The sequence below is a fragment of the Roseateles sp. T103 genome (assembly GCF_057219915.1).
On the sequence record NZ_JBXVVS010000001.1, the window covers coordinates 852534 to 866813 of the forward strand.

At 67.4% G+C, this 14280-nt stretch carries 4 protein-coding genes; 3 read left to right on the forward strand and 1 reads right to left on the reverse strand.

Annotated elements, in window-relative coordinates; genetic code table 11:
• Positions 1–118: 118 nt before the first annotated feature.
• Complete coding sequence (locus AC2EBS_RS03760) at positions 119–10789, reverse strand: hypothetical protein (protein ID WP_484727034.1); 10671 nt, start codon at positions 10787–10789, stop codon at positions 119–121.
• 418 nt (positions 10790–11207) lie between these two features.
• On the opposite strand from AC2EBS_RS03760, the gene AC2EBS_RS03765 reads away from it, so the two are divergent.
• The 3 genes from AC2EBS_RS03765 to AC2EBS_RS03775 are packed head-to-tail and all read left to right on the forward strand — an operon-like array spanning position 11208 to position 14238.
• Positions 11208–12164, forward strand: a complete 957-nt coding sequence (locus AC2EBS_RS03765; RefSeq protein WP_484727035.1) for a glycosyltransferase family 2 protein — start codon at positions 11208–11210, stop codon at positions 12162–12164.
• Between the two features lie 14 nt (positions 12165–12178).
• Entirely contained in the window at positions 12179–12850 is a 672-nt protein-coding gene (locus AC2EBS_RS03770) for an acyltransferase (RefSeq protein ID WP_484727036.1), read from the forward strand.
• Positions 12847–14238, forward strand: coding sequence for a methyltransferase domain-containing protein (locus AC2EBS_RS03775; protein WP_484727037.1), 1392 nt, complete (start codon positions 12847–12849; stop codon positions 14236–14238). Before AC2EBS_RS03770 ends, AC2EBS_RS03775 begins: the two co-directional genes overlap by 4 nt.
• Positions 14239–14280 lie beyond the last annotated feature (42 nt).

Sequence of the window (14280 nt, forward strand, 5' to 3'; positions counted from 1 at the left end):
GATGCCCGGCGGGGAAGCCCTGAAAAACGATGCCCCGCCGGGCTTGCACCGGGCGGGGCATCTTTGTGGGGACTCTTGCGGGTGGCTTGCGCCACCTGCTAGCCCCATGGCGTCAGCCTCAGATCAGCGGCGTCAGGCGGTTGAGGTCGTCGTCGTCCAGCTTGGGCTTGATCAGCAACTGCGCCGACTGCTCTGCCGGCGGCGGCGTGTAGCCGCTGGCGGCGCTGGACGCCTCGCCCAGCAGCGTGCCCGCCGGTCCAGCCAGCACATCGCCCAGGCTCAGCTTGCCGGCCTTGCCCTCGTCGCTGGACGGCTCCTGGTCGGCCGGCACATCCTTGGCGAACCAGACGTCGGCCACCGTGTGGCTGGTGCCATCGGCAGTCTTGTAGCTGGAGACCAGGCCGATCAGGTTGCCGTTGTCGGTCTGCGTGCTCGTCTGGGCGCCAAGGCCGATCTCGGTGATGCCGAGATCCACCAGGCCCTTGAGCTCGCCGACGTCGGTGATGCCATCCTTGTCGGCGTCGACCCAGACCTGCAGCTTGTGGAAGTCGGCGTCGGCAGCGCTGAGCTTGCCGTCGGCATTGCTGTCGAGTTCGGCCATGGCCTGGTAGCCGTTGGCGGCACGTTGGCCGTTGCCGAGCACCGTGCCGGAGCCGAACAGCTCCTTGCCGTCGTTGATGCTGCCGTCGCCGTTACGGTCCATCACCAGCAGGCCGTCCTTGCCATCCGTCCAGCCCCAGGTCTGCGCGTTGCCGGTGCCGTTCAGGTCGAACGAGACACCTTGAGCCGCAGCCGTGGTCCTGATGCCGTCGCCGTTGAGGTCCAGCATGATCGGCGTGGCCAGGAACATCGCGTCGAGCTGCTCGCCGGTCATCGACTGGATCTGATCCGAGGTGAACGCTCCCACCTGGGTCATGTTCATCTTCGCGATGTCGGCCGCATCCAGACCGTCGATCTGGTCGGTGGTCAGGCTCTTGATCTGGTCGGTGGTGATGCCGGCCATCTGTGCCGTCGTCAGCGCCTTGATGTCGTCCGAGTCCAGCGCACGCAGCTGATCGGTGCTGATCGCACGGATCTGCGCCGAGCTGAAGGCGGCGATCTCGTCGGTGCGCAGCGCGGCGAACTCGTCGGTCGAGATGGCCGCGATCTGGTCGGTGCGGATCGCGGTGATCTGCGCCGTCGTCAGGCTGGACAGCTGCTCGCTGGTGAAGGCCTCGAACTGCTCGGTCGTCAGGGCGCGCAGTGCCGCGCTGCTCAGGCCGCGCAGGGCGTCGGTGGCGATGTTGTCCAGATCCGCCGCGTCGATGCCCAGCACCTGCGCGGTGCTCAGCACGCCGAGCTGCACGCTGGTGAAGGCCGCGATCTGGTCGGAGTCCAGCGCCTTCAGGTCTTCCGAGGCCAGGCCGCGGATGCCCGAGGTACCCAGCGCCTGCAGATCGTCGGTCGCGAAGACCTTGATCTGGTCGCTGCTCATCGCGCCGATCTGGCTGGACGACAGGGCCGAGACCTGGCTGGAGCTCAGCGCCTGCACATCGTCGGTGGCCCACTTGGACACCTGCGTCGTGCTCAGGCCGAGGATCTGCACATTGCTCAGCGCCTGCACCTGGTCGGTGGTCAGCGCATTGAGCTGGTCGGTGCTCAGGGCGCGGACGCCGAAGATGCTGATCGCACGCAGGTCATCGGTCTCCAACTTGGCCATGGCGTCGGTGGACAGGCCGGCCACCTGGACCGATGTCATCGCCGCGAACTGCGCCGTCGTCATCGCCACCACATCGTCGGTGGAGAAGGAGGCTACCTGGGCCGAGCTGAGCGCTGCTACCTGGGCGTTGGTCAGCTGCGAGACTTGGTCGGAGTCGAGCGCGCCGATCTGGTCGGTCGTCATCTTGCTCAGTGCTGCGGTCGACAGGGCGCGCAGGTCGTCGCTTTCGAGCTTGAGCACCTGGTCGGTACTCAGACCCTGGACCTGGGCGCTGGTCAACGAGGCCACCTGGGCGGTGCTCAGCGCGACGATGCCGTCGGTGGTCAGCGCGGCGAGCTGGGCAGAACCCAGACCACGCAGGCCGGCCGTCGAGATCGAGGCGAGATCCTCGGTCTGCATCGCCTTGAGCTGGTCGGTGGTCAGCACGGCCACCTGTGCCGAGCCAAGCGCCCGGAACTGGTCGGACACCATGGCGTTGAGGTCGTCGGTCGACAGGCCCTTGATCTGGCCGGTGGTCAGCGCGCCAACCTGGACGGTGGTCAGCAGACCGATCTGGTCGGTGGTCAGCGCGTTGAACTGGTCGGTGCTCAGCGTCCGCAGCGCGGTCGTGGACATCGCCCGCAGGTCATCGGTCTCCAGCTTGCCGATCTGGTCGGTCGTCAGGCCGGCCACCTGCTGGCTGCTCAGCGAGGCGAACTGGGCGGTCGACAGCGCGACGATCTGGTCGGTCGTCATCGCCGCGATCTGTGCCGAGTTGATGCCGCGGAAGCCCGCCGAGCTGATGCCACCGAGGTCGTCCGTGGTCAGCGCCTTGAACTGATCCGAGGTCAGGCCGGCGATCTGCGCCGAGCTCATCGCGTAGAACTGCTCGGTGGTGAAGGCGTTCAGGTCGTCGGTGTTCAGCCCACGCAGCTGCGAGGTCTGCAGTGCGGCCACCTGCACGGTGCTCATCGCGCCGAGCTGATCGGAGCCCAAAGCGCCGAGCTGGTCGGTGCTGAGATTGCGCAGCGCAGCGGTGTTCAGCGCACGCAGATCGTCGGTCTCGATCGCGGCCATCTGGTCGGTCGACAGGCCGCGGATCTGGCTCGAGCTCAGTGCTGCGAACTGTGCCGTGGTCATAGCACGCAGCTCGTCAGTGGTGATCGCCGAGAACTGGTTCACCGGGCTGGTCGCCAGCGCGGCCACCTGGGCGGTGGTCAGCGCCGACAGCTGGTCGGAGTTCAGCGCGGAGATCTGGTCCGAGCTGAACTTGCTCAGCGCAGCGGTGGACAGTGCGCGCAGATCATCGGTCTCGAGCTTGGCGATCTGGTCGCTGGTCAAGCCGGCGGTCTGGGCGCTGGAGAGCGCGGCGACCTGCTGCGTGCCCAGCGCCACCACCTCGTCGGTGGTCAACGCGCCGAGCTGGCTGGACGTCAGACCCTTGATGCCGGCGGTGGAGATCGCCGCCAGATCGTCGGTGGTCAGCGTGCGCAGCTGGTCGGTGCCGATGGCAGCAACCTGGGCCGAGCTCATCAGCGCGAACTGTTCGGTGGTCAGCGCATTCAGGTCATCGCTGACCAGGCTGCGGATCTGCGCCGAGCTCAGCGCATTCACCTGGGCGCTGCTCAGTGCGGCGAACTGGTCCGAACCCATGGCGCCGAGCTGATCGCTGTCGAGCGAGCGCAGCGCGGCGGTGTTCAGCGCACGCAGGTCATCGGTCTCCAGCTTGGCCATCTGGTCGGTGCTCAAGCCCTTGACCTGGGCGGTGCCGAGCTGGGCCACCTGCTGGGTACTCAGGGCGACCACCTCGTCGGTGGTCAGCGCGCCGATCTGCGCCGAGCCCAGGCCCTTGATGCCGGCGGTGGAGATCGCCGCCAGATCGTCGGTGGTCAGCGTCTTGATCTGATCGGTGCCGATCGCGGCGATCTGCGCCGAGCTCATCTGGTTGAACTGCTCGGTGGTGAAGGCGTTCAGGTCGTCGCTGACCAGGCCGCGAATCTGTGCCGAAGTCAGGGCATTGACCTGGGTGCTGCTCATCGCGGCGAACTGGTCGGAGCCCATCGCGCCGAGCTGGTCGGTGCCGAGGTTGCGCAGCGCGGCGGTGGAGAGCGCCCGCAGGTCATCGGTCTCGATGGCGGCCATCTGGTCGGTGGACAGGCCACGGACCTGGGCTGAGCTCAGCGCCTTGAACTGGTCGGTGCCCATGGCGCGGAACTCGTCCGTCGTCATCGCGGCGAACTGGTTCACCGGGCTGGTGGCCAATGCGGCCACCTGGGCGGTGGTCAGCGCGGCGATCTGGTCGGAATTGAGCGCCGTCATCTGGTCGCTGCTGAACTTGCTCAGCGCGGCGGTATTGAGGGCGCGCAGATCGTCGGTCTCGATCTTGGCAATCTGGTCGCTACTCAGGCCCGCGGTCTGGGCGCTGGTCAGTGCCGCGACCTGGGCGGTGCCGAGCGCAACCACTTCGTCGGTGGTCAGCGCGCCGACCTGGGCCGAGCTCAGGCCGCGCAGACCGGCCGTCGAGATGGCGGCCAGGTCCTCGGTCTGCAGCGTCTTCACCTGATCAGTGCTCAGGGCGCTGATCTGTGCCGAGCTCATCAGGCGGAACTGCTCGGTGGTGAAGGCGTTCAGGTCGTCGCTGACCAGGCCGCGGATCTGCGCCGAGGTCAAGGCGTTGACCTGGGCACTGGTCATGGTCGACAGCTGGTCGGAGCCCAGAGCGCCGAGCTGGTCGGTATCCAAGGCACGAAGTGCCGCGGTGTTCAGCGCACGCAGGTCGTCAGTTTCGATCTTGGCGATCTGGTCGGTGCTCAGGCCCTTGACTTGGGCGCTGCTGAGCTGGGCCACCTGCTGAGTGCCCAGTGCGACGATTTCGTCGGTCGTCATCGCAGCGATCTGCGCCGAACCCAGGCCGCGGATGCCGCCTGTGGAGATCGAGGCGAGATCCTCGGTCTGCAGCGTCTTGATCTGGTCGGTGCCGATTGCGGCGATCTGCGCCGAGCTCATCTGTGCGAACTGCTCGGTGGTGAAGGCGTTCAGGTCGTCGCTGACCAGGCCGCGGATCTGCGCCGAGGTCAGCGCATTCACCTGCGCCGTGGTCATCGCAGCGAACTGGTCAGAGCCCATGGCGCCGAGCTGGTCGGTGCCGAGTGCCCGCAGCGCGGCGGTATTCAGCGCACGCAGATCATCGGTCTCGATCGCGGCCAGCTGGTCGGTCGAGAGGCCCTTGACCTGGGCTGAATTCAGCGCAGCGAACTGTGCCGTGGTCAGCGCACGGAACTCGTCCGTGGTCAGCGCCGACAGCTGGTTGGCCGGCGTGGTCTGCAGCGCGGCCACCTGGGCGGTGGTCAGCGAGGCGAGCTGGTCGGAGTTCAGCGCGGTGACCTGGTCGGTAGAGAGCTTGCTCAGCGCGGCGGTGGACAGCGCGCGCAGATCGTCGGTCTCGATCTTGGCGATCTGGTCGCTGGTCAAGCCGGCGGTCTGGGCGCTGGAGAGCGCGGCGACCTGCTGCGTGCCCAGTGCCACCACCTCGTCGGTGGTCAGCGCGCCGAGTTGTGCGGACGACAGGCCCCGGATGCCGGCGGTGGAGATGGCCGCCACATCGTCGGTGGTGAGGTTCCTGATCTGGTCCGTGGTCAGCGCTGCGATCTGCGCCGAGCTCAGCGCCCTGAACTGATCGGTGGTCAGTGCATTGAGGTCATCGCTGGACAGGCCCTTGAGCTGCGCCGTCGTCAGCGAGCTGACCTGGGCGGTCGTCAGCGCGGCGATCTGGTCGGAACCCAGCGCGCCGAGTTGGTCGGTGTCGAGCGCACGCAGCGCCGCGCTGTTGAGCGCACGCAGGTCGTCGGTCTCGATCTTGGCGATCTGATCAGTGTTCAGGCCCTTGATCTGCGCAGTGCCGAGCTGGGCCACCTGCTGTGTGCCCAACGCGACGATTTGATCGGTGGTCAGCGCGCTGATCTGTGCCGAGCCCAGGCCCTTGATGCCGGCGGTGGAGATCGCGGCGAGGTCGTCGGTGGTCAGCGTCTTGATCTGATCGGTGCCGATCGCGGCGATCTGCGCCGAGCTCATCTGGCTGAACTGCTCGGTGGTGAAGGCGTTCAGATCGTCGCTGACCAGGCCCTTGATCTGGGCCGAGGTCAGGGCATTGACCTGCACGCTGCTCATCGCGGCGAACTGGTCGGAGCCCATCGCGCCGAGCTGGTCGGTGCCGAGGCTGCGCAGCGCCGCGGTGTTCAGCGCACGCAGGTCGTCGGTCTCGATGGCGGCCATCTGGTCGGTGGACAGGCCACGGACCTGAGCCGAGCTGAGCGCCTTGAACTGGTCAGTGCCCAGTGCGCGGAACTCATCGGTCGTTAGCGCCGCGAGCTGGTTGACCGGCGTGGTCTGCAGCGCGGCCACCTGGGCGGTGGTCAGCGCGGACAGCTGATCAGAATCCAGCGCCGTCATCTGGTCAGAGCTGAACTTGCTCAGCGCCGCGGTGGACAGGGCGCGCAGATCGTCGGTCTCGATCTTGGCAATCTGGTCGCTGCTCAGGCCGGCGGTCTGCGCGCTGGTCAGCGCGGCGACCTGCGCGGTGCCAAGCGCCACCACTTCGTCGGTGGTCAGCGCGGCCAGCTGGGCCGAGCTCAGGCCGCGGATTCCGGCGGTGGAAATGGCCGCCAGGTCCTCGGTGCTGAGGTTCTTCAGCTGATCGGTGGTCAGCGCGGCAATCTGCGTGGAGCTCATCAGGCGGAACTGGTCCGTCGTGAAGGCATTGAGGTCGTCAGTGGACAGGCCCTTGATCTGGGCCGATGTCAGCGCGTTGACCTGGGCGCTGGTCATGGCCGCCAGCTGGTCGGAGCCGAGGGCGCCGAGCTGGTCGGTGTCGAGCGCACGCAGCGCGGCGGTGTTCAGCGCACGCAGGTCGTCGGTTTCGAGCTTGGCGATTTGGTCGGTGCTCAGGCCTTTGACCTGTGCGCTGCTGAGCTGGGCCACCTGCTGGGTGCCCAGCGCGACGATCTCGTCGGTGGTCAGCGCGGCGATCTGTGCCGAGCCCAGGCCCCGCATGCCGGCGGTGGAGATCGCGGCCAGATCATCGGTGGTCAGCGTCTTGATCTGGTCGGTGCCGATCGCGGCGATCTGCGCCGAGCTCATCTGTGCGAACTGCTCGGTGGTGAAGGCGTTCAGGTCGTCGCTGACCAAGCCGCGGATCTGCGCCGAAGTCAGGGCATTGACCTGGGTGCTGCTCATCGCGGCGAACTGGTCGGAGCCCATGGCGCCGAGCTGGTCGGTGCCAAGGCTGCGCAGCGCCGCAGTGTTCAGCGCACGCAGGTCGTCGGTCTCGATCGCGGCCATCTGGTCGGTGGACAGGCCACGGACCTGGGCCGAGGTGAGAGCCCGGAACTGCTCGGTGCCCAGCGCGCGGAACTCGTCCGTCGTCAGCGCCGAGAGCTGGTTGACCGGCTGGGTCTGCAGCGCGGCAATCTGGGTCGTGCTCAGTGCGGCGAGTTGGTCGGAACTCAGGGCCGTCATCTGGTCGGTCGAGAACTTGCTCAGCGCAGCAGTGGACAGGGCGCGCAGATCGTCGGTCTCGATCTTTGCGATCTGGTCGCTGCTCAGTCCGGCGGTCTGGGCACTTGTCAGTGCGGCGACCTGCTGGGTGCCGAGCGCCACCACCTCATCGGTGGTCAGCGCGGCTACCTGGGCCGAGCTCAGGCCCCTCAGGCCGGCCGTCGACAGGGAAGCCAGGTCCTCGGTCTGCAGCGTCTTGATCTGGTCGGTGCTGATCGCGGCGACCTGGCCCGAGGTCATGGCCCTGAACTGCTCGGTGGTGAAGGCATTCAGGTCATCGCTGACCAGCCCCTTGATCTGCGTGGAGGTCAGGGCGTTGACCTGGGCGCTGCTCATGGCGGCGAACTGGTCTGAGCCCAGGGCGCCGAGCTGGTCGGTGTCCAGCGCACGCAGTGCGGCGGTGTTCATCGCGCGCAGGTCGTCGGTCTCGAGCTTGGCCGCCTGGTCGGTGGTCAGGCCCTTGATCTGCGCGGAATTGAGCGACGCTACCTGGGCGGTGCCCAGGGCGACGATGCCATCGGTGCTCAGTGCCGCCAGCTGTGCCGAGCCCATGCCGCGCAGACCGGCGGTGGAGATCGCGGACAGGTCATCCGTGGTCAGCGTCTTGAACTGATCCGTGCTGATCGCGGCCACCTGGGCCGAACTCATGGCGCGGAACTGGTCGGTGGTCAGCGCATTGAGGTCGTCGCTGGACAGGCCCCTGATCTGCGCGGAGGTCAACGCGTTGACCTGGGCCGTGGTCAGTGCGGCGAGCTGATCGGAACCCAGCGCTGCCAGCTGGTCGGTGCCGAGGTTGCGCAGCGCGGCGGTGCTCAGCGCGCGCAGGTCGTCGGTCTCGATCGCGGCCATCTGGTCGGTCGACAGGCCGCGGACCTGGGCCGAGTTCAGCGCCTTGAACTGGTCGCTGGTCATGGCCTGGAACTCGTCGGTGGTCAGCGCAGACAGCTGGTTGACCGGCTGGGTCTGCAGCGCGGCCACCTGGGCGGTGCTCATGGCGGCGATCTGGTCGGAGCCCAGCGCCGACATCTGGTCGGAGCTGAGCTTGCTCAGTGCCGAGGAGGACAGGGCGCGCAGATCGTCAGTCTCGATCTTGGCCATCTGGTCGCTCGTCAGACCGGCGACCTGGGCGCTGGTCAGTGCGGCGAACTGGGCCGTGCTCATCGCGACGATCTCGTCGGTGCTCAGTGCGGCCAGCTGGGCCGAACCCAGGCCGCGGATGCCTGCGGTTGACAGCGCGGCCAGGTCTTCGGTCGTCAGGTTCTTCAGCTGGTCGGTGCTCAGTGCGGCGATTTGCGCCGAGCCCATCTGGCGGAACTGCTCCGTCGTAAAGGCATTGAGGTCGTCGCTGGAGAGCGCGCGCAGCTGGGCCGAAGTCAGCGCATTGACCTGGGCCGTGCTCATCGCGGCCAGCTGGTCGGAACCGAGGGCGCCGAGCTGGTCACTGTCCAGCGCGCGCAGCGCGGCGGTGTTCAGGGCGCGCAGGTCGTCGGTGGCCAGCGCAGCCGCCTGGTCGGTGGTCAGGCCCTTGATCTGGGCCGAGTTCAGTGCAGCGACCTGCTGGGTGCCCAGCGCAACGATCTCGTCGGTGCTCAGTGCAGCTAGCTGGGCCGAGCCAAGACCGCGGATACCGGAGGTGGAGATCGCGGCCAGGTCGTCGGTGCTGAGGTTCCTGAGCTGGTCGGTCGTCAGCGCAGCGATCTGGGCCGAGCTCATCAGACGGAACTGGTCCGTCGTGAAGGCGTTCAGGTCGTCGCTGGACAAGCCCCTGATCTGTGCCGAGCTCAGCGCATTGACCTGGGTCGAGGTCATTGCCGCGAGCTGGTCTGAGCCCAGGGCGCCAAGCTGGTCGGTATCGAGGGCGCGCAGCGCCGCGGTATTGATGGCGCGCAGATCATCGGTCTCGAGCTTGGCGATCTGGTCGGTCGTCAGCCCCTTGAGCTGCGCCGAGCCCAGGGCGGCGACCTGCTGGGTGCCCAGCGCGACGATCTCGTCGGTGGTCAGCGCGGCGAGCTGGGCCGAGCCCAGGCCCTTGAGGCCGGCGGTGGAGATCGAGGCCAGGTCTTCGGTGCTGAGGTTCTTGAGCTGGTCGGTGCTCAGCGCCGCAACCTGATTCGAGCTCATCAGCCGGAACTGGTCGGTGGTCAGTGCATTGAGGTCGTCGCTGGACAGCCCCTTGATCTGCGCAGAGGTCAGCGCGTTGACCTGCGCTGTGGTCAGCGCAGCGATCTGGTCGGAGCCCAACGCGCCGAGCTGGTCGGTATCCAGCGCGCGCAGCGCGGCGGTGTTCAGCGCACGGAGATCGTCGGTCTCGAGCTTGGCGATCTGGTCGCTGCTCAGCCCCTTGACCTGGGCAGAGCCCAGCGCTGCCACTTGCTGTGTACCCAGCGCGACGATCTCGTCGGTGCTCAGTGCAGCCAGCTGGGCCGAGCCCAGACCGCGGATGCCGGCCGTCGAGATGGCGGCAAGGTCATCGGTGGTGAGGCTCTTGAGCTGGTCGGTCGTCATCGCGCCGACCTGGGCCGAGCTCAACAGGCGGAACTGCTCCGTCGTCAGCGCATTCAGGTCGTCGCTGGACAGGCCCTTGATCTGCGTCGAGCTCAGTGAGATCACCTGGCTGCTGGTCAGCGCGGCAATTTGGTCGGAACCCAGCGCGCCGATCTGGTCGGTGCCCATGGCGCGCAGCGCGGCGGTGTTCAGCGCGCGAAGGTCGTCGCTTTCGAGCTTGGCGATCTGGTCGGTGGTCAGGCCCTTGACCTGGGCCGAGCTCAGCTGGGCGACCTGCTGGGTGCCCAGCGCAACGATCTGGTCGGTGCTCAGCGCGCCGAGCTGCGCTGAGCTCAGGCCCTTGATGCCGGCGGTGGAGATGGCCGCGAGGTCCTCGGTCTCCAGCTTTGAGACCTGGTCGGTGCCGATGGCGGCCACCTGGGCCGAGCTCATCAGGCGGAATTGGTCGGTGGTCAGCGCGTTGAGGTCATCGCTGGCCAGGCCCTTGATCTGCGCGGAGGTCAGCGCGTTGACCTGCTGGCTGGTCAGCGCGGCGAACTGGTCGGATCCCAGCGAACTCAGCTGCTCGGTATTGAATGCCCGCAGCGCTGCGGTGTTCAGCACGCGCAGGTCATCGGTCTCGAAGGCGGAGAGCTGATCGGTGCGCAGACCGGCGGCCTGGGCGCTGGTCAGCACGCGGAACTGCTCGGTCGTCAGCGCGTTGAGGTCATCGGTGCTCAAGCCGCGCAGCTGGGCCGAGCTGAAGGCCGTCACTTGCGAGGTGGAGAACGCCGGCAGCTGATCCGAACTCAGCGCTCCCAGCTTGTCGGTGGCGATGGCGCGGATCGCCGCGGTGTTCAGCGCGCGCAGGTCATCGGTCTGGAAGGCCTGGAACTGGTCGCTGCGCAGCGCGTTGATCGCGAATGTGCCCAGCGTCGAGACCTGCCTGGTCGTCAGCGCCGCGATCTGGTCCGAGTTGAACGCTGCCCAGTCTTCGGTGGTCAGCTTGGCCAGTGTCGAGGTGGAGAGACTGGCAATCTGGTCAGTCGTGAAGCTGGAGATCAGAGAAGCCATGGTGAACTCACTTATTAGTCTGGTTGACCCAAGCTGCTGGGTACTCGATCAGCCCGGCCCTATGACGCGGTCTGCTCGCAAAAGGATCGACTCATGCCGGGCAAAGCTGTCCATGGCTCGCACGGCCTCATCCCGCCTCGTTCGGCGAAGGTATCCCATTAACAATCCGTCACTCGAAGTTACGCACGAGACCAAACCGGCCTCATGTGAACTCCTACGTGCTTCCGTCGGTTTTCGTCTGAGGCGGGCAGAACTTGAGCCATGCCCAGCGTCGCGGACTTCACGGACCTTGAATGCTAGGGACGCGCGTTTTCGGCAAAGGGTTCAAAAGCTTGAGCTTTGTTTGGCTGTTTTTTTGATGCAGATTCACGCCCGGCGGGTGTAATGCCATGGCTCTCATTGCGAGGGCGATGCGCATATGGACATCACCACCCTGATCCCGGCCTACAAGACCAAGTACCTCCCGGACCTGCTGACGGGTCTGCGCGTGCAGACCGTGCCGTGCCGGCGCATCATCGTTTCTGATGACAGCCCGGGCGGCGAGTTCGCCGAGGCGCTGATGTCCCCCGAGATGGCCCGGTATCGCGGCCGCTTGCCGATCGAGATCCATCAGGGCCCGCGCGCCGGCGCTTACCAGAACTTTCAGCATCTGGTGAAGCTCTGGGACGGCTCCAGCGAGTTCGTCCACCTGATGCTGGACGATGACATCCTTTATCCGGACTTCTTCGAGCGCCACCGCGCTGCGCATGCGGCCGGTGCCTTCAGCTGCAGCATCAGCGCACGCTGGACCGCCAACGAGCAGGGCATGCCGATCGAAGGCATGCCCATCCCGCCGGGCGTCTGGCACAACCCGCAGCGCATGCTGGCACTGGATTCCAGCGTGATGCTGGCCAGCACCGTGGCGCTGTGCCAGAACTGGTTTGGCGAGTTCTCCAACTGCGTGTTCCGCCGCGAGCAGGCCGACCTGATCTTCAAGCCCGAGTTCGGCGGCGTGTCCTACGCCGGCCTGTGGGACCTGGGCTTCTTCATCGCCGCCAGCCTGCGCGCGCCGGTGGCCTATATACAAGAGCGGCTCGGCGCCTTCCGCACCGGCGGCGAGGGGCACTCGGCCCAGCTGATGGGCAAGCACATGAAGGCGGCGCACCTGGGCTATGCCGCGATTGCGCGAGGAGCGCACAAGCTGGGCCGGCTCGACGAGACCCTGGCCCGCCAGTGCTACGAAGGCATAGGCCTGGCGGTGCAGCAGCGCTATGCGAGCCAGGACGACATCGCGCACTTCGGGCCGATGCTGCTGGCGATGGCACGTGGCGACGCCGCGGCGGCCGAGCAGTTCGAACCGGCGTGGACGAAGTTCCTCGCCCATCACGGCTTCTGAACAGGCGCGCCGGCATGAACATCCTGCTCAAACGCATCGAGAAGCTGCGGGCGCTGATCGCCCAGGCGCCGGCGCTGGAGCTGGACCACTGGCTGCGCATGCTGCTGGTGCAGTACTTCTTCCAGGTCTCCGACCGCGGCCGGCTGGAGGTCTTCGGCGAGGGTCAGCGCTTGCTGAACCTGCTGACGCCCACGCATTTCAAAGGGGCAGGGCGGATCCGCATCGCCGCGAATGCAGTGCTGGGCGTGCCGCGCTCGCCGGGCAGCTACAGCGCCAGCTATGTGGAGGCGCGCACGCCGGAGTCGCTGATCGAGATCGGCCCCGGCTCGGTGTTCAACAACCGCTGCGTGCTGATTTCTGAGGGCGCGAGCATCCGCTTCGGCGCGAACTGCCTGATCGGCCCGGAGCTGCATGTGATGGACAGCAACTCGCACGACCTGGCGCTGGAGCGCCGTCGCCAGCCCGACCCGCGGCCGGCGCCGGTGCTGATCGGCGACGACGTCTTCATCGGCTCGCGCGTCACCATCCTGAAGGGCGCGCAGATCGGCCGCGGCTGCGTGATTGCCGCCGGCGCGGTGGTCTTTCCGCATTTCGTCGCGCCCGAGATGAGCATGATCGCCGGCAATCCGGCCCAAGTGGTCAGCCGGCTGCAGCCGGCCGAAACAGAAGAGGAGAACCCGGCATGAGTGCAACGGCAAGCAGCTCCGGCAGCGTCCAAGACATTCCCATCGTCACCGTCTCCTACAACGCGCCGCAGCTGCTGCAGGGCCTGCTGGTCTCGCTGCGCCGCTTCTACCCGCACAACCCGGTGCATGTGGTGGACGGCTCCGACGCGGGTCACCAGGCGGCGATCAAGGGCGTCTGCGACGCCATCGACGGCGTGATGCTGCATGCGATGGGCTACAACATCCACCACGGGCCCGGCATGGCCTGGGCGATCCAGAACCTGGGCCTGCAGGGGCGGGTGCTCTTCATGGACACCGACATCGTCGTGCTGCGCGAGGGCTTCATCGAGTCGCTCGACCAGGCGCTGCAGCCCGGCGACTATGGCGCCGGCGGCGTCGCCTACGTGAACCGCGAGGGCTTCGACATCCCCTATGCCTACGGCGCGGTGGCCTATCTGCATCCGCCCTGCATGCTGTGCAACGTCGAGGTGATGCGCCAGTGGCCGATGCCGATCAAGCACGGCGCGCCGATGGTCGCGCCTATGCTGGCGCTGCACGATGCCGGCAAGTCCGGCCTGCTCAAGGCGGTGGACTGGTGCGGCAACGACGTGCTGATGGGCACGCGCAAGGTCTACATCGACCACATCGGCATGGGCACCAGCAGCGCCACCGGCGGCTACCACCTCGAGGAATGGTTCGCCGAGGTGCAGGCCCGCCAGGCGGCCAAGAAGGCCAAGGCCGCACCGACCGAGGCGCCCGGCGAGGGCTACAACCCTGACCTGCTGGCGATGATCCCGCCGCAGGCGCGCGCGATCGTCGAGGTAGGCTGCAGCACCGGCGCGCTGGCCTATGCGCTGAAGCGCCAGCGCCCCGAGGTGCATTACCTCGGGCTGGAGCTGGACGCCAAGGCCGCCGAGATCGCCGCGCGCTACTGCGACGGCGTCTCCGCGTTGAACATCGAGGAAGCCGACGGCTCGCTGTACCGCGACTACGCCTCGCGCGACTGCTGGGTGTTCGGCGACGTGCTCGAACATCTGCGCGATCCTTGGACGGTGCTGGAGCGCATCCGCGCGGTGCTGCCGCCCGGCGGCTGCGTCGTCGCCAGCGTGCCCAACGCGCAGCACTGGAGCCTGCAGGCCAAGCTGGCGGTGGGCGAGTTCCGCTACGAGAGCGCCGGCTTGCTGGACCGCACGCATCTGCGCTGGTTCACGCGCGTGACGCTGTTCGAGCTCTTCGCCCGCGCGGGGCTGCGCATCGAGGCCGGCGTGCCGCGCATCTTCGACGAGCCGGGCCGCGAGCCCATCCTGAACGCGATCCGCCAGATGGCCGCGGCCCAGGGGCGCGACCCCGAGGGCGCCGTGCGCGATGCGCTGCCGCTGCAGTACGTGGTGCGGGCGGTGGCCGCCTGAGGCGCGCCGCCAGCCGATACAGTCTTGAGACGCCCTCGACGG

Bases quoted from the DNA above. Each gene is read 5' to 3' on its own strand.
- AC2EBS_RS03775 (WP_484727037.1), top strand. From the start codon at position 12,847: ATGAGTGCAACGGCAAGCAGCTCCGGCAGCGTCCAAGACATTCCCATC.
- AC2EBS_RS03765 (WP_484727035.1), top strand. From the start codon at position 11,208: ATGGACATCACCACCCTGATCCCGGCCTACAAGACCAAGTACCTCCCG.
- AC2EBS_RS03760 (WP_484727034.1), bottom strand. From the start codon at position 10,789: ATGGCTTCTCTGATCTCCAGCTTCACGACTGACCAGATTGCCAGTCTC.
- AC2EBS_RS03770 (WP_484727036.1), top strand. From the start codon at position 12,179: ATGAACATCCTGCTCAAACGCATCGAGAAGCTGCGGGCGCTGATCGCC.